The sequence below is a fragment of the Nonomuraea angiospora genome (assembly GCF_014873145.1).
In the GTDB taxonomy this organism is placed as follows: Bacteria; Actinomycetota; Actinomycetes; order Streptosporangiales; family Streptosporangiaceae; genus Nonomuraea; species Nonomuraea angiospora.
Genome location: NZ_JADBEK010000001.1, coordinates 2,697,317 through 2,717,026, shown reverse-complemented (window position 1 = coordinate 2,717,026; position 19,710 = coordinate 2,697,317). Strand labels below are relative to the sequence as shown.

17 protein-coding genes and 2 pseudogenes are annotated in these 19,710 nt (G+C 70.5%); 7 read left to right on the top strand and 12 right to left on the bottom strand.

The window, feature by feature from the left end; genetic code table 11:
- Window positions 1-48: 48 nt before the first annotated feature.
- Both H4W80_RS12435 and H4W80_RS12430 read left to right on the top strand, forming a co-directional pair.
- Complete coding sequence (locus H4W80_RS12435) at window positions 49-1,974, top strand: hypothetical protein (RefSeq protein ID WP_192794441.1); 1,926 nt, start codon at window positions 49-51, stop codon at window positions 1,972-1,974.
- Between the two features lie 533 nt (window positions 1,975-2,507).
- Complete coding sequence (locus H4W80_RS12430; protein ID WP_225963390.1) at window positions 2,508-3,116, top strand: class I SAM-dependent methyltransferase; 609 nt, start codon at window positions 2,508-2,510, stop codon at window positions 3,114-3,116.
- A 127-nt stretch (window positions 3,117-3,243) separates the two neighbouring features.
- Here H4W80_RS12430 and H4W80_RS12425 read toward each other — a convergent pair whose 3' ends face one another.
- Window positions 3,244-4,224 carry a C40 family peptidase gene (locus tag H4W80_RS12425; RefSeq protein WP_318786830.1) on the bottom strand — a complete coding sequence of 327 codons (981 nt, stop codon included), beginning with the start codon at window positions 4,222-4,224 and terminating at the stop codon, window positions 3,244-3,246.
- Window positions 4,225-4,522: 298 nt separating this feature from the next.
- Here H4W80_RS12425 and H4W80_RS12420 point away from each other — a divergent pair, with 298 nt between their 5' ends.
- Both H4W80_RS12420 and H4W80_RS12415 read left to right on the top strand, forming a co-directional pair.
- The gene (locus tag H4W80_RS12420; protein WP_192785234.1) at window positions 4,523-4,921 is read left to right on the top strand and encodes a hypothetical protein; all 399 of its coding nucleotides are present in this window, start codon (window positions 4,523-4,525) and stop codon (window positions 4,919-4,921) included.
- Window positions 4,922-4,999: 78 nt separating this feature from the next.
- Window positions 5,000-5,629, top strand: a complete 630-nt coding sequence (locus H4W80_RS12415) for a DUF305 domain-containing protein (protein WP_225963388.1) — start codon at window positions 5,000-5,002, stop codon at window positions 5,627-5,629.
- 28 nt (window positions 5,630-5,657) lie between these two features.
- On the opposite strand, the gene H4W80_RS12410 is transcribed toward H4W80_RS12415, so the two are convergent.
- The 4 genes from H4W80_RS12410 to H4W80_RS12395 all read right to left on the bottom strand — a co-directional run bounded on the left by H4W80_RS12410 (window position 5,658) and on the right by H4W80_RS12395 (window position 8,748).
- Window positions 5,658-5,840 (bottom strand): hypothetical protein, encoded by a 183-nt coding sequence (locus tag H4W80_RS12410; RefSeq protein ID WP_192785233.1) that lies wholly within the window; start codon window positions 5,838-5,840, stop codon window positions 5,658-5,660.
- Between the two features lie 216 nt (window positions 5,841-6,056).
- Window positions 6,057-7,373, bottom strand: a complete 1,317-nt coding sequence (locus H4W80_RS12405) for a cytochrome P450 (RefSeq protein ID WP_318786829.1) — start codon at window positions 7,371-7,373, stop codon at window positions 6,057-6,059.
- Between the two features lie 141 nt (window positions 7,374-7,514).
- Entirely contained in the window at window positions 7,515-7,913 is a 399-nt protein-coding gene (locus tag H4W80_RS12400) for a sensor histidine kinase (protein WP_192785232.1), read from the bottom strand.
- A gap of 385 nt (window positions 7,914-8,298) precedes the next feature.
- The gene (locus H4W80_RS12395) at window positions 8,299-8,748 is read right to left on the bottom strand and encodes a nitroreductase family deazaflavin-dependent oxidoreductase (protein WP_192785231.1); all 450 of its coding nucleotides are present in this window, start codon (window positions 8,746-8,748) and stop codon (window positions 8,299-8,301) included.
- 111 nt (window positions 8,749-8,859) lie between these two features.
- On the opposite strand from H4W80_RS12395, the pseudogene H4W80_RS12390 reads away from it, so the two are divergent.
- Window positions 8,860-9,156 (top strand): annotated as a pseudogene (locus H4W80_RS12390) (MFS transporter); the annotation flags it as partial.
- 54 nt (window positions 9,157-9,210) lie between these two features.
- On the opposite strand, the gene H4W80_RS12385 reads toward H4W80_RS12390, so the two are convergent.
- Window positions 9,211-10,722: a carboxylesterase/lipase family protein gene (locus H4W80_RS12385; RefSeq protein ID WP_192785230.1), complete on the bottom strand. Its 1,512-nt coding sequence runs from the start codon at window positions 10,720-10,722 to the stop codon at window positions 9,211-9,213.
- An 86-nt stretch (window positions 10,723-10,808) separates the two neighbouring features.
- Between H4W80_RS12385 and H4W80_RS12380 the strand changes: the two genes are divergently transcribed.
- On the top strand, window positions 10,809-11,420 hold the full coding sequence (locus H4W80_RS12380; RefSeq protein ID WP_192785229.1) for a TetR/AcrR family transcriptional regulator: 612 nt from the start codon (window positions 10,809-10,811) through the stop codon (window positions 11,418-11,420).
- On the opposite strand, the gene H4W80_RS12375 is transcribed toward H4W80_RS12380, so the two are convergent.
- Entirely contained in the window at window positions 11,395-11,571 is a 177-nt protein-coding gene (locus tag H4W80_RS12375; RefSeq protein WP_225963387.1) for a hypothetical protein, read from the bottom strand. The genes H4W80_RS12380 and H4W80_RS12375 overlap by 26 nt on opposite strands.
- 312 nt (window positions 11,572-11,883) lie before the next feature.
- Between H4W80_RS12375 and H4W80_RS12370 the strand changes: the two genes are divergently transcribed.
- Window positions 11,884-13,752 (top strand): DUF6528 family protein, encoded by a 1,869-nt coding sequence (locus H4W80_RS12370; RefSeq protein WP_192785228.1) that lies wholly within the window; start codon window positions 11,884-11,886, stop codon window positions 13,750-13,752.
- Between the two features lie 177 nt (window positions 13,753-13,929).
- Here H4W80_RS12370 and H4W80_RS64515 read toward each other — a convergent pair.
- The 5 genes and pseudogenes from H4W80_RS64515 to H4W80_RS12345 form a co-directional block, all read right to left on the bottom strand.
- Window positions 13,930-14,079 (bottom strand): annotated as a pseudogene (locus tag H4W80_RS64515) (helix-turn-helix domain-containing protein); the annotation flags it as partial.
- 87 nt (window positions 14,080-14,166) lie between these two features.
- Window positions 14,167-14,397 (bottom strand): hypothetical protein, encoded by a 231-nt coding sequence (locus tag H4W80_RS12360; protein ID WP_192785227.1) that lies wholly within the window; start codon window positions 14,395-14,397, stop codon window positions 14,167-14,169.
- 201 nt (window positions 14,398-14,598) lie between these two features.
- Window positions 14,599-15,192 carry a pyridoxamine 5'-phosphate oxidase family protein gene (locus tag H4W80_RS12355; RefSeq protein WP_192785226.1) on the bottom strand — a complete coding sequence of 198 codons (594 nt, stop codon included), beginning with the start codon at window positions 15,190-15,192 and terminating at the stop codon, window positions 14,599-14,601.
- 405 nt (window positions 15,193-15,597) lie between these two features.
- Window positions 15,598-16,320: a hypothetical protein gene (locus tag H4W80_RS12350; protein WP_192785225.1), complete on the bottom strand. Its 723-nt coding sequence runs from the start codon at window positions 16,318-16,320 to the stop codon at window positions 15,598-15,600.
- 343 nt (window positions 16,321-16,663) lie between these two features.
- The gene (locus tag H4W80_RS12345; protein ID WP_192785224.1) at window positions 16,664-19,693 is read right to left on the bottom strand and encodes a right-handed parallel beta-helix repeat-containing protein; all 3,030 of its coding nucleotides are present in this window, start codon (window positions 19,691-19,693) and stop codon (window positions 16,664-16,666) included.
- Window positions 19,694-19,710 lie beyond the last annotated feature (17 nt).

Sequence of the window (19,710 nt, the reverse complement as noted above, 5' to 3'; positions counted from 1 at the left end):
CGGGCCGGAAAGCATGGTCCCTCTTCTGTGGAAAGAAAGGGACCCCCGATGAGAAGGACAGCGTTGCTGCTGGGTGCCGCGCTGCTCAGCAGCCTGCTGGCCGCCCCTCCGGCGCTCGCCGCCCCCGCCGTCAAAACCACCGCGCCTGCGGTCAGGACTGCCGCGCCTGCGGTCAGGACTGCCGCGCCCGGGGCCAAGACGGTCCGGCCCGCGGTGAAGACGGCTGTGGCCAAGGTCAAGGCGAGCCCCGCCAAGCAGTCCGGCGCCTGCCCCACCACGGTCGGGTTCTCCGCCGTGGTCGCGGCCAAGGGCCGGGGAACCGTGCGTTACCGCTGGGTACGCGGTGACGGCAGCAAGGGCGCCATCAAGAGCTTCCGCGTCAACGGCACGCGCAAGGTGGTCGTGACCGACCGCCAGACGTTCGAGCGGACCACTGCCGGCTGGCAGGCCGTGGAGATCCTCGGCAGGAAGGGGCTGTCGGCCAAGGGCCGCTTCAGCGTCGCGTGCGCGGGCCCCGTCGTGGTGTGGGACGGCGCCCATCCGCTGCCCGCCGATCCCGGCAGGCCGCTGGCCGCCGCGGCCGGCGTCGCGGCTAGCCCGGCGACCTACCGCGGCGCCTGCCCCGCGACGGTGCTGTTCACGGGCACCGTCCAGGTGTCGCGCACGCCCGCCAAGGTCGACTACCAGTGGATCGACGGCAGTGCGGGGGAGGGGCGGCCCGAGTCGCTGTACTTCGCGGCGGGCGGGCCCCGTACCCGTCAGGTGACGCTGCCGCTGTCCGTGGGCAGCTCCACCGGCGGCTGGAAGGCCATCCGCATCCTCAACGCCGGCGGCCGCGACTCCGGACGTGCCACCTACCAGGTGACCTGCTCCAGCACACCCACGACGCCTCCGCCTACGTCCCCTCCGCCTACGACGCCGCCGCCCACGACGCCTCCGCCTACGTCCCCTCCGCCTACGACGCCGCCGCCCACGACGCCTCCGCCTACGAGCCCTCCGCCGTCGGAGCCGCCCGCGCAGAAGCCGGTGCCGCGGATCGCCGACGTCACCCCCGGCGACTACGAGGGCAGCTGCCTGGAGCCCGTCTCGTACCAGGCCACCGGCCGCATCTCGCTCCCGGCCGGCCCGGCGCGGAAGGTCACGTACTGGTGGATCCTCGACGGCGTCAAGTGGACGCCGCAGAGCGTCGACTTCCCCGCCGGCGACCAGCCCCGCACCCGTGACGTGTCCGCCACCTGGAGCCTCGACTCCGGCCGGAACGGCACCCACACGCTCGGCCTCGCGGTCGAGGGCGGCCCCGCCGAGCCGGTCGAGCGCGTGTTCTCCTTCACCTGCGTCGAGGAGGGCGGCGACGCCAAGCTGACCGTCGAGTACATGCTGACCTCCCACTTCACCGGCCAGTGCGACGGCTCGTTCAGCCTGCGGGCGGACGCCATGGTCGTGACGGACCGCGAGGCGGACGTCAAGTACCGCCTGGTCGTCGACGGCAAGCCGGGCACGCTCAGGACCGCCACGCTCAAGCCCGGTGTACGGAGCAGGATCGGCGACTTCTGGTACAGCAACACCAGGTCCAGCGGCTCCGGCGTGGTCCGCCTGGAGATCCTGAACCACAACAAGCCCGCCAAGCAGGAGCCCTACACCTGGACCTGCACGCAGCCCGACCCGTCGCCGGGCACGGTGCAGATCACCGAGATCGAGTCGGTCGGTTACTACGGCGACTGCGTCGCCGATCCGTACCTGACGGCCTTCGGCGAGTTCAAGGCGCCGCCGGGTACGGAGGTCAGCTACCACTGGGTCATCGACGGCCAGGCCGGGCAGACCTTCACCCACACGATCCCGGAGGGTGGGGTTCTCGGCATCCAGGCGTTCAGCTGGAGCCGGCCCACCAGGACCGACGGCACGGTCAAGATCGAGGTCCTGAACCACAACAAACCGACGGCGCAGACCACCTATCCCGTGCGTTGCGAGAAATGACGGCCCGTGCGTGCCGCCGCCCGGACGTCGCACAGGCGACGGCACGCACGCCGACCCCGGGCGGGTCGGGGCCGGCGTCGGTAGAGCGCGCTCATGCCGAGCCGCCCGCCGATCGCGATGGCCGGGGCCAGCGCTGGTTGAAGGCGATCACGCCGAGCCACCGCTGATCGCGACGGTCGGGGCCGACGTCGGTTGAGCGTGGTCACGCCGAGCCGACCGCCGACCGGGACGATCGGGACCTGCGCCGGTTGAGCGCGGTCGCGCCAAGCAGCCCGGGACCGCCGAGACCCGCGCTGGTCGAGCACGATCATGCCGAGCCGCCCGCCGCACAGCCGCGGTCCTGCTTGGGCGCGCCCGCAGGCCATCGCTCAGCCGTGAGGCGGTCGCACGCCTCCGGACCCCGAGCGGTCGTGCGACCCCGGCCGCGAGCCGTCGTGGGCCGTTTTCGTCTGTCATGAGCCAGTCTGGAAGACGGTAGCCCGCTAACAGAGGTGATCGTCGTGACTGACCTGTCCGGATTTCAGCATCCCCGCATGGCCCGCGTGTACATCGAGACCTCCGCCGCCGCGGACCTGCGTGGCGGCTGGGAGCACCGGAAGCGGCTTCTCGACGGGCTGGAGGGTCGGGTGATCGAGATCGGCGCCGGCAACGGCCGCAACTTCGCCCACTATCCCAAGACGGTCAGCGAAGTCGTCGCGGTCGAACCGGAGGACACCCTGCGCCGTTTCGCCGAGGCCGAGGCCGCCTCGGCACCCGTGCCCGTGCGGGTCGTGGCCGGGCACGCCGAGGCTCTGCCGGGCGAGGACCAGGTCTTCGACGCCGCGGTGGTCTCGCTCGTGCTGTGCAGCGTGCCCTCGCCGCCGGCGGCGCTGGCCGAGATCGTCCGGGTGCTCAGGCCGGGCGGGAAGCTGCGCTTCTACGAGCACGTACGCTCGTCCAACCCGGCGATCGGCCTGCTCCAGCACGCGATCACCCCGCTGTGGCGGCGCATGGCCGGAGGGTGCAGCCCCAACCGCGACACGCTCGCCGCGATCCGGCGGGCGGGCTTCGTCGTGGACGAGGTCGAGCGGTTCGCCTTCGCGCCTCAGCCGCCCGTCCCCGCCCTCGCGCACCTCCTCGGCCGGGCTCACCGGGCCACGTAGACCATCCCCCGGCCAGAGCCGGACCACGTAGAGCGGTCAGGGGACGGCCGCGCCGAGCCTGCCCGGTAGGGCAGGGCCGCGTAGCGCATCTCCGGTCAGGGGAGGGCCGCGTAGCGCGCGCCCCCGGTCAGGGGCGGACCGCGCCGAGCAGGCGGGTGCGCCAGTAGTCGTCCAGATCGACGACCTTGATGACGTCCCCGGTCTGCGGCGCGTGCACCATCTTCCCGTTGCCGGCGTACATGCCCATGTGCCCCAGCCCCTTGCTGAAGAGCAGGTCCCCGGGCTGCAGCGAGTTCAGGGGGACGCGGCGGGCGGAGCCCCAGCTCCACTGGGTCCAGGTCGTACGGGGCAGCTCGACCCCCGCCTGCCGCCACGCGGCCTGGGTCAGGCCGGAGCAGTCGTAGGAGCCCGGCCCGGTGCCGCCGAACCGGTACGGCTTGCCCACCTGGGCGAAGGCGAACTGCAGCGCCACGCGCGCGTTGCCGGAGGCCGGGCCCGTGTACTTGATGCCGGCACTGTTGGGGTCGCCGGTCTTGAAGGCGTTCAGCCTGCGCAGCAGCTTGGTCTGCTCGGCGATCAGCTTCTCGATCTTGGACTTCTCGTCGCGCACCTTGTCCCGCGCGGCGTCGGCCTCCGCCAGCGTGGTCTTGGCGTCGTTGCGCCGATCGCGCAGCTCCTTGGTGGCCGCCTCGTAGGCGCGGATCTTGGCCGCCCGGGACTCGGTCATCTCCTGGAAGGAGGCCATGCTGTTGAGGATCGCCTGGGGGTCGGCCTGGCCGGCGAACCGCTCCCACCCCCTGAGCGGGCCGAACTGGTAGTCGTTCACGGCCAGCCGGACGAGGTCGTCGCGCAGGGCGCCGGCTTGGGCGTCCTTGAGGCGGAGCTCGGTGTTGAGGGTCTCGTACTTCTTCTTGGCCTTCTTGTGGGCCTCCGTGGCCTGGTTGTACCGCTCGACCACCTGGTCGGCCTGCTCGTTCAGCTTCACGAGCTTGGCCCTGGCCTTGGCCGGCGACGGCTCGGCCACGGCGGCGCCGGGAGTGACGGCCAGCGCGACCATGGACAGGGCCGCGGCCGCCGCTGTTCGTCCAAGCCTTGTCGGCAGGGCCACTACGACGCCTCCTCGTAAATCTCCAGAACCTGGGGCGAAATAGTACAGAAGTGAAAGGGCTGTCTGGCCTGTTTGCGGCATTGAAGATCCGGAACGGCGGGCGCCACCTGCGCCAGGGGGTGGTTGCGCCGGTCCAAGAGGAGATACGCGCGCCGCGCCTGCGGCGTTCAACGGGAGGCTCATGGTCCCGGCACATCTATTACTATGAGTCGTAGTTGTTCTGTTGACCGGGTGAGCAGTGATGCCGCTGGCTATCCTGGCGCGGATACTAAGGCCGACAGGGGTGAGGAGGGAGCGCGTGGCGCGGCGGTCGCTCCTGCCCGGCCTTCCCTGGCTGCTGCCTCTGCTGATCGCGTTCGGCGTGGCCGGCATGCACACGCTCGGGCACCTCGCCTCTCATCATGGTGGCGCCGTCGCTCAAGGCTCGCACGTTCACGCCTCTCCCGTGGGGTCTTTCGGGACGGACCGGAGCGAGGCCGCGATCTGCTCGCGGGACGCGGCCGGGTTCGACCCGAGCGACGTGTGCCTGGCCGTGCTCACCTCGGTCATCGCGCTGCTGCTCGCGGTCGCCTGGGCCGCCGCACTCTGCCGGCATGCGGGGATGGGCGGCTGGGGGTCCCCGGCGCGTACGGCGGCCAGAGCGCCCCCGCGCCGCCTGGCGCCGGGCCCCGCGGTGCTCTCGGTGATGCGCATATAGGCCGAAATATCGGCGGATGGGCTGAAAAGCCGGTCCGCGATGACGGCCTGCGTACCTCCATCACCGAAGGAAAACACCATGTTCACGAATATGAGGATCCCGGCTGCCACCGCGGCGGCCGGAGCCGTGCTCGCGCTGGTCGCCGGCTGCGGTGGCGCCGGCAGCGGCTCGACGGGGCCGGACATGGCCGGCATGTCCAGCAGCGCACCCGCCGCGACGACGGCGAGCGCCTCGCCCGCGGCGGCGTTCAACGACGCGGACGTGATGTTCGCGCAGATGATGATCCCGCACCACCAGCAGGCGGTCGAGATGGCCGACCTGGCCGGGACCCGGGCCGCCGACAAGGAGGTCAAGGAGCTGGCCGCGAAGATCAAGGCCGCTCAGGACCCGGAGATCCAGACCATGAAGGGCTGGCTCACGGCCTGGGGCAAGCCGATGCCGTCCGAAGGCATGGACCACGGGATGGGTCATGACATGCCCGGCATGATGTCCGAGGACGACATGAAGAAGCTGGAGGCGGCCAAGGGCGGCGCGTTCGACCGGCAGTTCGCCGAGCTGATGATCGCCCATCACAACGGCGCGATCGAGATGGCGCGTACCGAGCAGGCGCAGGGCTCCAACGCCGAGGCCAAGGAGCTGGCCAAGACCATCGAGACCGCCCAGCAGGCCGAGGTCGCCCAGCTGCGGGAGATCCTCGACCGCCTCTGAGAGGTGGGAGCCCGCCGCCGCCTGACCGCTACCGCTTCTGAGTGAGGGCGGCGGCGAGCTCGGCCACCTCCGCGTCGTAGCCGCGGCGCAGGTCGGTCGGCCGGCGGATCTCGGCGAACGGCCTCAGCACCGCGTCGTCCGGCCGCACCGGGACGAAGCGGCCCGCCGAGCCGTTGTAGGACGAGATCAGCAGCGCCGCGTAGGTGTCCATCAGCTCGGCGTCGCCGGCCGAGTCCCGGCTGAACAGCAGCGCTCCGTGCGCGCCGCGCCCTCGATGGCCCCGCCCTTGGCGACCAGCTCGACGATCCCCGGCCCGGCGGACCGCTCGGCGAAGAAGCCGTTCAGGCCGTGCGCGGTCAGCAGCCGCCTGGCCGCGGCCGCGCCGGCGTCGACGCAGGTCGTACGGCTCGGCGGGGAGCCTGGGTCGTCACCGGGTTGTCGGCCGTGGCGTCAGGTTCATGCGGATCCCGTCCGCGGCCCACAGCACGAACCGTTCGACGGGGACGACGTCGTGTCCGGAGGCCGGCTGGAAGCGGAACCTCCTCAGGAGGATCGCCAGCACCAGTTCGGCCTCGACCATGGCCAGGCTCGCGCCTTCGCAGCTGCGCGGCCCGAGGCCGAACGGGATGTAGGCGTAGCGAGGTCGGCCGGCGACCTGGTCGGGGGTGAAACGGCCAGGGTCGAACGTCTCGGGATCGGGCCAGTACCGTGGGTTCAGGTGGACGGCCCAGAACGGATAGAAGATGGTCGTCCCGGTGGGGATCTCGTAGCCGGCCAGGACGAGATCCTCGGTGGTCTCGCGAGCCCCGTACGGACCCGGCGGATACAGGCGCATCGATTCCTTGAGCGCCATCTGAAGACGGGGCAGCCGTTTGAGGTCGGCGTACTCGGGTGCGACCCGATCGGACAGGACCTCGTCGATCTCCGCCGTCACCCGCTCGGCCTCGGCGGGGTGCCGGGAGAGCAGGTAGAGGGTCCACGAGACCGCCACGCCGGTCGTGTGGTGGGCGGCAAGCATGATCATCAATACGGTGTCCCGCACCCGGGCCGGGCTCATTCCCGCCGCGACCAGCGCCGCGGCCAGGGCGTTGCCGTCCTGCCGGGCCGAGGCGAGCACGTCGTTCACGGTTGCGCGCAGGTAGGTCAGGGCTTCCTGGGCACGCTTGCGTCTCTGTTCCTCGGTTCCCGGGTCGGCCGGCTGGTACTGACGGCCCAGGTACTCCGTGAGCACGACCTCGAAGGCCGTCACGACCTTGTCCGGGTCGTGGACGCCGTTGCCGAGGGCGTACTGGCAGATCATCCGGAGCGACAGCGCGCTCAGGTCCTTCTGCAACTCGACCGGTCCCTCGCCGGCCTGTTCCGCCCACCGGTCCGCCAGCCCGCCGGCGAGCGCGGTCAAGCCGGGGAAGTGGGCCTCGTGGGAGCGGCGACCGGCCAGTACGGACAGGACCGCGCGGCGCCATGGCGTGTGCTCGTCCGCGGGCAGGGTCTGCAGGTTGCCGGCCTCGCACAGCGGGGCCAGGAACTCGAACAGCTCGTCCGGCCGTTTGTTGACCCCGGCCGTGGCCTCGAGCAGCACCGGGTCCGCGATGGAGACCGCTGAGTCCGTGCCGGGCAGCTCGAAACGTACGACCGGCCCGTATTCGGCGTGCAGCTGCAGTTGGTAGGCGTGCAGGCCGCCCGCGGTAGCGATGTCATGCAGCCCGCCGTCACCTCGTACGGGCGGTCCGGGGATCACCGGCACGTTACCTCCATGGACATACGGATCTCTTCTACGTATCTCCCGTGAGCGGCTGGTTGGCAAGGCGCCGAGCACCCGCAGATCCGCCGGCGACCGTCACCGCCTCCGGTCTGACCCGCTCACCCGCAACATGAGGGCGGAGGGTCACAGCGGCAGCTCCAGCGTGACGGTCGTCCCGTTGCCGACCGATGAGGCGATGTCGTACCGCCCTCCCAACGCGGCGGCCCGGGCGTGAAGCTCGCTCCGGTCGATGACCTCGTGCGAGCCGGACCCCGGCCCGTCGTCGCAGACGGTCAGCCTCAAGGTGACCCCCGCGGTCAGCGCCATGGAGACGTACGTGGCCTGCTCGACGGCCGAGAACGCGTCGACCAGGACCGCGAAGGCGAGGACGGCCGCTTCGTGGGGAACCGCACCCTCCGGCAGGGCCCACACCTCCACCGGAATCCTCGCCTGCTCACCCCAATCGGCCACGAACGCCTTCACCGACTCCCGCAGGCCTGTGACGGGTGATGGCCCAATGATCACTTCCGGTACCACGGTCATGACTCCCCCTCCTTACGGCACCAGGGTCGTGGAGGGGTCTTGGAACCGCATGGTGATGGGATGAGAGTTCCATGAATCGTGTCAGCGTTCTGCGGCCGGTGGTGGTGGCGTCCAGTCGCGTGACGTGTTGTCGCTCGCGAGGACGAGGCGCGCGAGCGCCGGCCGGTCGATGTCCGGTCCGTACACCGCCGCGTTGCCCGACTTCTCACGTGGGCGAGCCTGCGCTCGATCTCCGGCAGGAGCGTCGGGCCGAGCAGCGGCTGCTCGGCCTCCTCGACGTCACCGACCCGTCCGTACCAGGAGGCAAGAGAGAAGCACAACGGGACGCACAGACGCCCGGCGGGCGCGGACCCCGTACGTCCCGTGGAGCAGGGCTTCCGCGCGGTCAGTCGCTGTCCAGCGGCTCCAGCACGAACACGGGGATCTCCCGGTCCGTCTTCTTCTGGTAGTCGGCGTACGGCGGATACGCCGCCACCGCACGCTCCCACCACTCGGCCTTCTCGGCGCCGGTCACCTCACGGGCCTTCATGTCCTGCTTGGCAGGGCCGTCCTGAAGTTCCACAAGAGGGTGGGCCTTGATGTTGAAGTACCAGACGGGGTGCTGGGGAGCCCCGCCCTGCGAGGCGACCACGGCGTATCGGCCTTCGTGCTCCACGCGCATCAGCGGCGTCTTGCGGATCTTGCCGCTCTTGGCACCCAGGGTGGTCAGCAATATGACGGGCATCCCCGTATCCATCAGGGTCGTGCCCTCGGTGCCGCCGGAGCTCTCGTACAGCTCCACTTGCTCGCGCACCCACGTCGTCGGGCTGGGTTCGTACTCACCTGCAAGAGGCATGGCATCCATCCCTTGATCGGCCAACTCACGTTCAGGACGCTGTAACACCCGGCCGGTGCGTTTTCATCCACTCGCACGGCCGCGCACCATGACGCCCAGAACCAGAGGGCGATGGGCGTGCCCGCCAGGCTCTCGCCCCGGACGGTGACCGTGTTCGCGGTCGTCTATGCGATCGGCGCGCCGACGCTCGCGGTCGTCTTCGAACGCTTCCCCAAACGGACCGTGATGGTCGCCGGGCTGCTGGTCTTCGTGCTGGCCAATGTCGCAGCGGCTGTGGCTCCTGGCTACTGGTTCCTGATGGCGGCTCGCGTGGCCGCCGCGGCGGCTGCGGCCATCGTCACCTCCGCTGCCTTCACGACGACGGCGGCCGGCGCGCCGGAGGGGATGCAAGGGCGCTACCCGGGAGTGGTGACGGCCGGGCGTCGATCGCCGAGCGACGCGGAGCGCACAACCGGCTGGGGTTCACCCTGCAGTGTCTCCGTCCTGCGAGAGATCGAAAGGGGCGGGGGAGTGGCCTTCCCAGATCCGGCGGGAGGCCTGTTCGGGGTAGGGCAGAGTCTCCGACTCGGCGTCCAGGACGCGGGTGAGCTGCTGGTCGGGCCGGTAGGCGGGCCATCCCGCGTCGCCGGTGGTGACGAAGTGGATCCATGTTTGCTGGAGCTCGTGGGAGAGCGCGATGGCGTCGGGGGTGGGCTTGTCGCCGATGAGCTGCGCGCCGACGGGGCTGTCCAGCGTGCCGAACGCCAGGGGGATGTCGAGGCTGTGGCAGGCGCCCAGGGCGCCGCCGAGGACCGGGGCGGTCCAGCACAGTTCGAACAGGTACGAGGTGCCGCCGGCTGCGGCGTTCGCCTCGGCCAGCTTGTGTGACGGCATGCGGAAGAGGGCGTCGGAGTACACCGTCTCCACCAGCTCCTCCGGGCTGGCCTGCGCAAACGCGGCACGGTAGGCCTGCGCGCCGTGCGGCTGGGGGGCGAGCAGTTCCAGGGCTGTACGGGCGTCCTGCTCGGTGAAGGTGCCCTGCCGCCCGCTCATGACGCTGAACAGCCTGAACTCGTCCCGGGTGTGGCCGACGAGCAGCTCGGTCCCGCTCGCGCGCGCGCCGCTCAGCGCGGTCCAGGGCGTTTCCGGGAGGACCTCGCCGTCGACGACGGGGCACAGGGCAGTGCCGGTCTCCGTGAGAGGTCCCCAGCTCTCCCGGTGTGCATGGAGGCCGGCGTTGAAGGAGGTGAGCTCTGCGGCCAGGCGCCAGGGGTCGATGTCGCGCAAGGCCGCGGCGGTGGGGGCCGCCGCGCCGAGCCGGTCCGCGAACGCGGCGGTGACCTGCCGTGCCAGCGCGGGGGTGCTGTGCAGCCCCGGCACCGAATGGGCGATGGCCCGCCGGAACAGGCCGCGCGCCGGCTTCATCGTCAGGAGGGCGGCGACCGACCCTGCCCCGGCAGACACCCCGGCCACGGTGACCTGGCCGGGGTCGCCTCCGAAGGCGGCGATGTTGCGCTGCACCCACTCCAGCGCCGCGATCTGGTCGAGGAATCCGCGGTTGGGCGGCGCGTCGTCGAGGAACGCGAAACCCTCCGCGCCCACGCGGCAGTTGATGGTCACCACGACGAGTCCCGCCTCGGCCAGCGCTGCCGGGTCGAACATCGGGTCGCTCGACGCCGCCGAGAGGTAGCCGCCCACGGGGATCCACACCAGCACCGGCAGTCCCGCCGCGCCGGGATCCGGAGTGCCGACGTTGAGCGTCAGCCAGTCGGTGCCCTGCGGGGGCACGTCGATCGGCAGGGACAGCGGCACCACGGGGCCGAACTCGACCGCCTGCCTCGTCCCCTCCCAACGGTGCGGCGGGGCGGGTGCGGCGAAGCGGAGCGCTCCCACCGGGGGCTGGGCGTAGGGGATGCCGCGGAACACCGCGTGCCCCTGCCGCCGGCGCCCCTGCACCAGGCCTTCCGTGGTGCGCACCCTTGGCTGTTCAGGCATGGCGCTTCCTTCCTCGAACGTTATAGGTCAACTGTATTATGTCAGCTGTATGGGAAAGGCTCCGGGGTACGAGGGAGAGGCCGGCGATGCCGAAACAGGTGGATCACCGCGGGCGCCGCGAAGCGATCGCCCGCGCGCTGTGGCGGGTGGTGGAGCAGCGCGGCGTCGCGCATCTGACGATGCGCGTGGTGGCGCAGGAGGCGGGCATCTCCCTCGGGCAGCTGCAGCACTATTTCGCCTCCCGGGCCGCCATGCTCTCCTTCGCCATGGACTTCGCGTCCGAGCAGACCTCGCTGCGGGTGGAGCAGGGCCTTGAGAAGCTCGGTGACCGTCCGCACCCCCGTGACGTGCTGCGGCTGACGCTCGCGGAAATGCTCCCCCTGCATGCCGACGCCCGCGCGACCAGCCGGATGAGCGCCGCCTACGTCCTGGAAGCGCTGCACGATGAGGCCGTCCACGAGCAGGCGCGCCGCGGCCTCGTACAAGGACGGGCCCTCGTCGAGCAGTTGGTCCGCCAGGCGGTCGCCGACGGGCACATCGACCCTGACCGCGACCCGGCGACCGAGACCAACCTGCTCCTCGCCCTCACCGGCCTCACCCCCCTGATCGAACTGGACGTGATCAGGCCCCCGGACGCGCTGGCCGCGATCGATCTGCATCTGGACAGGTTGTTCACCGGGAACGATCGGAGCGCGTGACCTGCGCCCGCGCGGGGACAGGAGCGCCGAACCGCACGTAGCGGCCAAGACCAGCCAGATGCCGGTGGCGGGCCCTGGCCTGGACGTCGGGAGCGGTGCGGCCGGCGGCGGCCAGGTGCGTCAGCGCGCTGCTGTGGCGCAGCTGATGCAACGTCCACTCTTCGCCATCTGGGCGTCATCGCGCATGCTGCGGCGTTCCGCGAGGGTGGAGCCTGCCGCGTAAGCGCCGGCCGAGGCACACCAGCAACCGCGCTGCTTCCCCGGGCGACCGTCACCTCTCAGCTCGCGATCTCAGTGAGACGCCGCCTGACGAGTCGCCCCGTGCATCAGGGGGCGAAGGTGATCAGCGGGGCATCGTCACCGACCTCATGGGGACAGAACACCTGGATCCGGCCGGCCCGTCCTCGACGGCGTGCCCGCTTTGAGTCATGATCGATGATCAACATCGATCGTGGAGGACCGGATGAAGAGGTCGGCAATGGTCGCCGTCATGCTGTTGGGCATGATGCTTCCCGCGGGGCGGGCGGCCGCCGCGCCGGGGGATTACTGGGTGGTGGGCGGGGACCAGGCGGCCCGGCGGCTGATCGCGTTCGACCCGGCGGCCGCCGACTGGGACAGCTCCCCGTCCGTGAAATGGACATGGCAGCCCAGCGTGACGCCCGGCCGCTTCACGAGCGACGAGGTGTCGGCGTTCGGGCTCATCGCCGACTTCAAGCTCCGCGAGCTTCCGTCCGGCGCACAGAGCTTCGTCGTCGCCGCCGGGGGCGGGCGGGGCATCGCCGCCGTCGTCTCCTACCCGGACGGTGTCCGTCAGTGGGCGCGTGTCCTGCCGGGCAACCTGCACGCGGCCGAGCTGCTGCCCGACGGCAACATCGCGGTCGCCGCCTCCGCCGGGGGCTGGGTCAGGGTGTACGCGTCCTCGCAGGGCCCCGACGCCACCGCGTACGGCGAGTACCGGCTGACCGACGCGCACGCCGCCCTGTGGGACCCGGCGATCAGGCGGCTGTGGGTCATCGGCCAGGACTTCGTCACCGGGCAGCCCATCCTGACCGCCCTGGCCGTCGAGGGCACCCTGGCCCGGCCGGAGCTGCGCGAGGACACCGCACGCAGGTCCGTCCTGCCGACACCCGGCGGCCACGACGTGTACGCCCACGCCCACGACCCGAACAAACTCTGGCTCACCACGGGCTCGGCTGCCTACCTGTACGACAAGGCCACGAAGACCTTCGACGCCGCCCTCCCCGGCGGCGCGAACCGGGGCGCCGTCAAGTCCATCGGCAACCAGCCGTCCGGCCAGATCGTCCAGACCCAGGCCAGTTCGGCCAGATGCACGTACAACACCTGGTGCACGGACACCGTGAACTTCTTCGCGCCCGCCATGACCCGCACCCGCACGGGCGCGGCCTTCTACAAGGCGCGCGTCTGGAGCCCCTACTACGGGGCCGTCGACCGGCCCCTGCGCGGCACGGTCTGGAGTCGTACCCGCAGCCCCTCCGGCACGTGGGACGCGAACGCGGCCCGGATCGACGGCAACGGCTCCATCTCGGACGTGGCCGTGGCGACGCTGCCGGACGGCAGCATGCACGTGCTGACGGTGGTGCCGGGGAGCGGGGTCTGGGACCGCACCCGCAGCCCTTCTGGCACCTGGGACGCGAACGCGGTGCGGATCGACGACAACGGCACCATCTCCCGCGTCTCGGCGGCTGCTCTGCCCAACGGAGCCCTGCACGTGCAGACCGTGGTGCCGGGGGCCGGGGTGTGGGATCGCACCCGTAGCGCCGCGGGCGTGTGGGACGCCGGCGCGACGAAGATCGACGGCAACGGGGCGGTGGGCGCAGTCTCGGCTGCCGCGCTCCCGAACGGCGCTCTCCACGTGCAGACCGTGGTGCCCGGGTCCGGGGTGTGGGATCGCACCCGTAGCGCCGCGGGCGTATGGGACGCCGGTGCGACGAAGATCGATGACAACGGGGAGGCAGGTGCCATCTCGGCCGCCGCCCTCCCGAACGGCACGCTGCACGTACAGACGGTGGTGCCCGGGAGCGGAGTCTGGAACCGCGCGCGCAGCTCCGCCGGAGCGTGGGACGCCGGCGCGACGCGGATCGACGACAACGGCTCCGTGTCCCGCGTCTCGGCGGCTGCTCTGCCCAACGGCGCGCTGCACGTGCAGACCGTGGTGCCGGGGGCCGGGGTGTGGGATCGCGGGCGCAACGCCGCCGGGGTGTGGGACGCCGGCGCGACGAAGGCCGACGGAAGCGGCAGCGTGCTGGAGGTGACGGCGGCCGGGACACCGGAGGGCGGCCTGCATCTCCTTACGCTTCCCGACCTCAGCTGATCCAAGGGGCCGGCGGGATATCGTCCGCGCACCCCAGCACGATTGTCGCGCGCATCGCCAGGACCTGCACGGACTTGGCCCGCCGCACCCATCGCTGCAGCACCGCCCGCTCGTCCCGGGACACTGTAGCTCCGCCTTGGGTCGGCCGGTGCGCGCGTCGTCGGCCAGCGCCTCGAGCCGACCTCGGGCGAAAGCCGCACGCCACTTGCGCACCGTGCTCTCCGCAAGGCCCAGGTCCCGTGCCACCTGCGCAGTGCTGATCCCCGACCCTGCACACGCCGGCACGATCCTCGCCCGGACCGCCACCCTCGACGACTCCGCTGACATGCCGATCAGCCGAGCCCGCTCACTGTCCGATAAGTGGATCTCCACTGCGGACGGTCCTGGATGCGCCACAACCTCCGGCGGATGACACTAGCCGCCTGAAGCGGTACGGCGGCGGAACAGCACGGCCGCCACCGGCAGCCCGAGCACGACCGCGCCCCCCAGCCACGCCGCCGCCACCGCCCCCGACGAGCCCATGGGCAGGTCGAGCAGCAGCGCCCGCATCGTCTCGATGATCGGCGTGGACGGCTGGTCGCCGGCTGTCGCGCCTTCGGGACCATCGTCGCCCTTTGACAGGCGTTCAAGATGATCGTTGATCACTGTTCCGCTCCCGGTTCTCCGGTCTCATCATCCCTAGACCGCCCAGGCCCGCCGGCGAGCGGTGAATGCGCCCCACATGGTCGCCATGGTGCGCTCCGGAGCCCGATTCGAGCGCGGCCTACTGGCCGAGCGGGGAGTCCCGGGTGGCATGACCATCTTCCGGGCGAACCCCGCCGCGGGTGTCGCTCCACCGGCCGGGTGTTATGTGGTGCGCGGAAGCGGTGGCAGCGGTAGGGGCAGCCCCGGAAGACCATCGATGCTGGTCGCGATGTGCTCCTTCTTCTGGAAGTACGCGTCGAGTGACTCATCGGTCTCACGCGCGAAGCGCGACGCGTGCAGTGGGCGGTCCTCGTCATAGGTCATGAATGGGACGGCGTATCCACACGTATCGCGGATCTTCTCGGCGGTCACGACGATGATCGCACGCAGGCCATGCAGGGTCGGGTCGATGTCCGGGAAGTAGCCCATCAGCTCGGCCCAACGTGCATCGTCGCGGAAGACCGGCTCTCCACGGCCGTGCACGCGAACGATGTTGGGAGGACCATCGAAGGCGCACCACATCAAGGTGATGCGGCCGTTCTCGCGCAGGTGAGCGATCGTCTCGGCGTTGCTGCCGGCGAAATCGAGGTAGGCCACGGTGAGTTCGTCGAGCACGGCGAACGACCCATTCAGGCCCTTGGGCGAAAGATTGACGGTGCCGTCGCCGTCCAGTGGCGCCGTAGCGGTGAAGAAGATGTGCTGCGCCTCGATGAAGGCACGCAGCCTGCCGTCTATCCGTTCGTAGCTCTTTCCCATGGGCCGATTATGACGGGATGATGATCCGTCCCATGCGGCAGGAGGCAGGGGTCGCGCCAACGGAATCGCCGACCAGCCCTGCTTCGTCTGCGCGTCATCGGTCGATTGCCGACGTGCGGGACTCTGCCGGGTGAAGGCGTCAGGTGCCATGGTGGGGATAGCGGCGGCCTGCACGGCCCGGACGCAGATGTCCGGCAACGACACGTGCAGCCGATCCTCTGCGAAGAGGATTCTGTCCGCGATGGCGTCGACGCCGCCCCAGTCCGGGCGTATGGCGCCGGTGATCCACGCGGACCCGCCATGATCTCCGGTCCCGGCCGGACCAGCGCGCACTGCTGGGGCAGTGGCCAGAGCGCCCGGGCCTGAGGAGGCGCGGCCGCCCTGGGTGCTGGCGGAAGGTGAGGGTCAGCGGAACTTGCTGGTCACCGTGTCGGGGTCCGGTGCCTTGATCGACACCTTGCTGCCCCACCCGGTGTAGCGGCTGTCGACGGTGACCTCGTCGAGCTCCCCGTCGCGTGACAGTGTGTACGACGTCTGCACCCTGCTCACCAGGCCCGCCGAGGACAGGGTAAGAGTGTAGGCGATCTTGACGCCGTCGTTCTCCTTGCCTGTTCTCGCGCCACCGACCCAGGCCGAGACCGCTTTGAGTTCCTTCAGCGTGATCGAGCCCGTGACGGAGTTCCCCTTCGATTTCCCGTTCTTGATCAACGCGGCCAACGTCTTCGGCTCGGCCAGATTGAGGAACTGGGCCCAGGAGTCGGGAATGGCGCCGCCACCGGTCTTGAACCAGGTCTTTCCCTCGGGAAGCAGGCCTTCCAGGCGCCCGCCCGAGTAGTAACCGGTCTTGCCGACGGAGACGAAGCGTTCCTTGTCGTCGCTGCCGTAGTCCATGGTGATGTCGAAGGCGGCGATGCCCTTCTTGCCGAACTGGAAGCTGCCCTTGTTGTCCCGGGCTTCCCGATTGTCGGTGCCGTCCGACCAGGTGACGGTGTCGGTGAACCGCACGCCGTGCCCGGGCACCAGCTGGGCCTTCAATGCGCTGACAGGGTCCTTCGGCGCGGCCTGCGCCGGCACGGCGGCCAGCATCAGTGCGCCGCAGGCCACCACCAAGGTGATCATCTTCTTCATGGTCGGCGATCGTGCCAGAGGAGGATCACAACCTGGGATCACAACTACCCCCGGCGGCAATCGTTATCCGGCCGATGCGCTGGCCGGCGCTTGACAGGCGGAAGGCGGATGGGCGGCCCGCGATGTGGCCGAGCCCTGGGCGCGCTTCGCCATCAATGGCATGTCGTGGCCCCTTCCACAGCGCGCAAAGCAGGGGCCACACCAGCCAGCCGAGTGTCCGCGGCCGAGAGGCGCAGGCGTTCGGCTCCTACGACGGCACGGTCGTCGTAGGAGCCGGCGACGGCGAGGTGGTGGAGATCCGTGACGGGTACGGGTGGGCGAGGAGGTCAGCCCCGGACGCCGGTCAGGACGCCCGTGGCAACGAGAACGTGACGTCGTCGAAGTCGAGGTGCGTGAAGCCCTCGGCGTAGAAGCCGACCTTCCCGGACGGGTTGTGCGCCGGGTTCTCGCCTTCGAGAACGGCCTCGCCGCCGACGCTGACGCTCACAGACGCCCCCCGCACCGTCATCCGCACGTCGTAGACGGTGTCGGGGCGCAGGCCGCGCTCGGCCGGCAGGACGGCCTGGCTCAGCGTCCGCCACTGCGCGTCGTAGAGCGTCCAGGTCGGCCCGGCCGCCGCGTGCCGGTAGCGGACGTAGCCGCCGCCGGCGCCGCCCTGGCGGTCGTACATGATGAGGACGGCCCCCTCGGGCACCTGCGCGGGCGTCCGCAGCCGGTACGACAGCGCGTAGTCGGTGAAGGCGCGGTCGAGCAGCCCGTTGGCGCCCTTGACGATCCGGTACCAATGGTTGCCGGCGGCGTCGGCGACGATGGCGCGGTTGGGATCGACAGGCCAGCCGTTGCCGCCGGACTCGAAGTCGGTGGCGTGCATGACGCCGTCGCCCTTGCTCACGGTGACGGTGGCCGTGTCGGTGATCTCGGGGTGGGCCTTGGAGGCGACGGAGACGGTGGTGGTGCCCGGCATGAGCGCGGTGACCGCGCCGCCGGCGCTCACCGTGGCCACCGCCGGGTCGCTGCTCGCGTACGTCACCGCCTGGTCGGTGGCGTTCCACGGCACCGGCTCGGCCCGGACGGACACCGTCTTGCCGAGCGGGACGGTGAGCTCGTCGCCGGGCAGGTGGAGGGCGGTCAGCTCGATCCGGTCGGGCCCGCCCGGCAGCCCGACCTTGCCGTGGGTGCCGATCTCGGCGAACGGGACGGCCTTGAACCCGGGGATGCGCTGGAAGACCTCGGCGTCCGCGGTCAGGGAGAAGTCGCCGGCCTGCCAGTCGGTGAAGCCGGGGTTCCGGTCGGCGACCCAGTTGCCGGCGTAGTTGAGCAGGTTCTTGACGTCCCGCGCGCCGTGCTGGTTGACGCTGGAAGCCCGGGCCAGCTCGGGGTTCCAGACGAGGTTGTTCTCGAAGAAGTTCTTCGCCGGGAAGTAGTGGTTCTCGTCGAAGAAGGTGAGCAGTTCGGGGTACTTCGCGGCGTACGGGGTGCCGGCGAAGCCGCCGTTCTCCTCGAACAGCTTCCGCCAGGCGGGCAGGTAGTTCTTGTCCACCGTGTTGTCCGGCTGGTCGCCCATCCACATCTCGTAGTTGTCGTACGGGACGTGGGTGTCGACGAAGATGTTGTTCCTGGTCTTGATGTGGTCGCCGGAGCCGCTCTTGATGGCGTCGTTGCCCATCCGGTAGAAGACGTTCTCGTCGATCGTCAGGCCCATCGTGAGGTTGTCGGGGTAGACGCCCTCGACGCCGTCGCGCCCCTCGCCGATGTGGTGGAAGTAGTTGCGCCGGATCACGGTGCCCCGCTCGTGCGGCGTCATGCCGGCGTTCATGTAGATCGCGCCGAGGTCCTGGAAGTCCTGGCAGATGTCGTAGATGTCGTTGTACTCGATGAGGTGGTCGTTGCCGTGGACGATGATGCCGGGATGCGGCGCGTCGTGGATCTCGTTGCCGCGGGCCGTGTTTCCGACGCCGTCGAACATCACGCCCGGGTTGTACGCCTTGTGGTAGTAGGCGAAGTCGTGGATGTGGGAGTTCTCCACCCGGTTGCGGCCCGGCTCCAGGGTCTTGTCGTCGCCGCCGTTGAGGACGACGCCCACGCCGCCCACGTGCCGGATCGTGGAGGACACCACGGCGTGGTCGCGGCCCTTGTTCTTGTCCGGGATGCCGTCGTAGACGTAGCGGCCGGCCGAGTTGATGTACACGCCGCCGTCGGCGAAGTTCTGGATGTCGCTGCGCTCGATGGTGACGTGGCTGCCGCCGAGGATCACCGCGGGCAGGCTGCGCCCGTACTCCAGCGCCAGCTCCTGGAAGGAGACGTGGGAGGCGCCGGCGGTCTTGATCATCGGCTCCTTGAGCATGGTGACGGTGATGTCGCCCTGCTTCGTGCGGAAGGCCGCGTTGGGCACCAGGTACAGCACGCCTTCGGCCCGGTCGATGTAGTACTCGCCGGGGGCGTCCAGTTCCTCCAGCAGGTTCTGGGCGAAGTGGAAGTCCGGGTACCACGACTTCATCAGGCCGGACATCTCGCCGTAGCGCAGGGTGATCGTCTTCGCCTCGGGGTCGATCGCGGCGATCTTGTTGTACGACCACTCCCAGCTGTAGCCGAAGATGCCGTCCAGCCAGACGTCCTCGGCCTGCGTCCAGTGGCGCGGCCGGTCGTAGCCGTAGCTGAACGTGCCGCCGCGGTTCTGCAGGTCGGCGTCCTTCACGGTGGGCCCGGCGTCGATGATCTGGTTCATCTGGACGGTGCCTTCGTTGGGCCAGCGGGCCAGCGTCATGCCCTGGCCCGCCACGTACAGCTCCATGGGCGGGACGGTGCTGACGTCGTTGGCCTTCCAGTAGCCGTGCCGGCTGAGCTGCCCGTAGTCCGTGAGGCCGAGGGCCTTGAGGTCGGCCCGCAGCACCTTGCCCCGGGCCGGCTCGTCCACGATGCGCCGCAGCACGGCCTCGTCGGTCACCGGGGTGAAGCTGTCGTGGTCGAGCTGCCGCCCGCCGGTGAGCCGGGCCGTCTCGCCGGGGTAGGAGCGGTAGACGACCGGCGCCTTCGCCGTGCCGGAGTCCCGCTGGTCGAGCGCGAACGACGCGCTCCGCTGGTAAGCGCCTTCGCGTAGGTAGACGGTCACCCCGCCGGGGGGCAGGCCGTGGCGGGCCTTGAGCTTCCTGATCGCGTCCCTGGCCCCTTCGAGGGTGCGGAAGGGGCGGGCTTTCGTCCCGCTGCCGGCGTCGTCACCGCCGGGCGCGACGTAGAGGATCTTTCCTGGCGGCCGCGGCGCGCTCTCCGTGTGAGCCACCGCGGGCACCGCCGCGTGAGCCACCGCGGGCGTCGCCGCCAGGGATAACAGGAGGCAAGTCGCCAGGGTGGCGCGCAGCCGTCGTGTGATGGACACTCTTCCGCCTTTCCGGA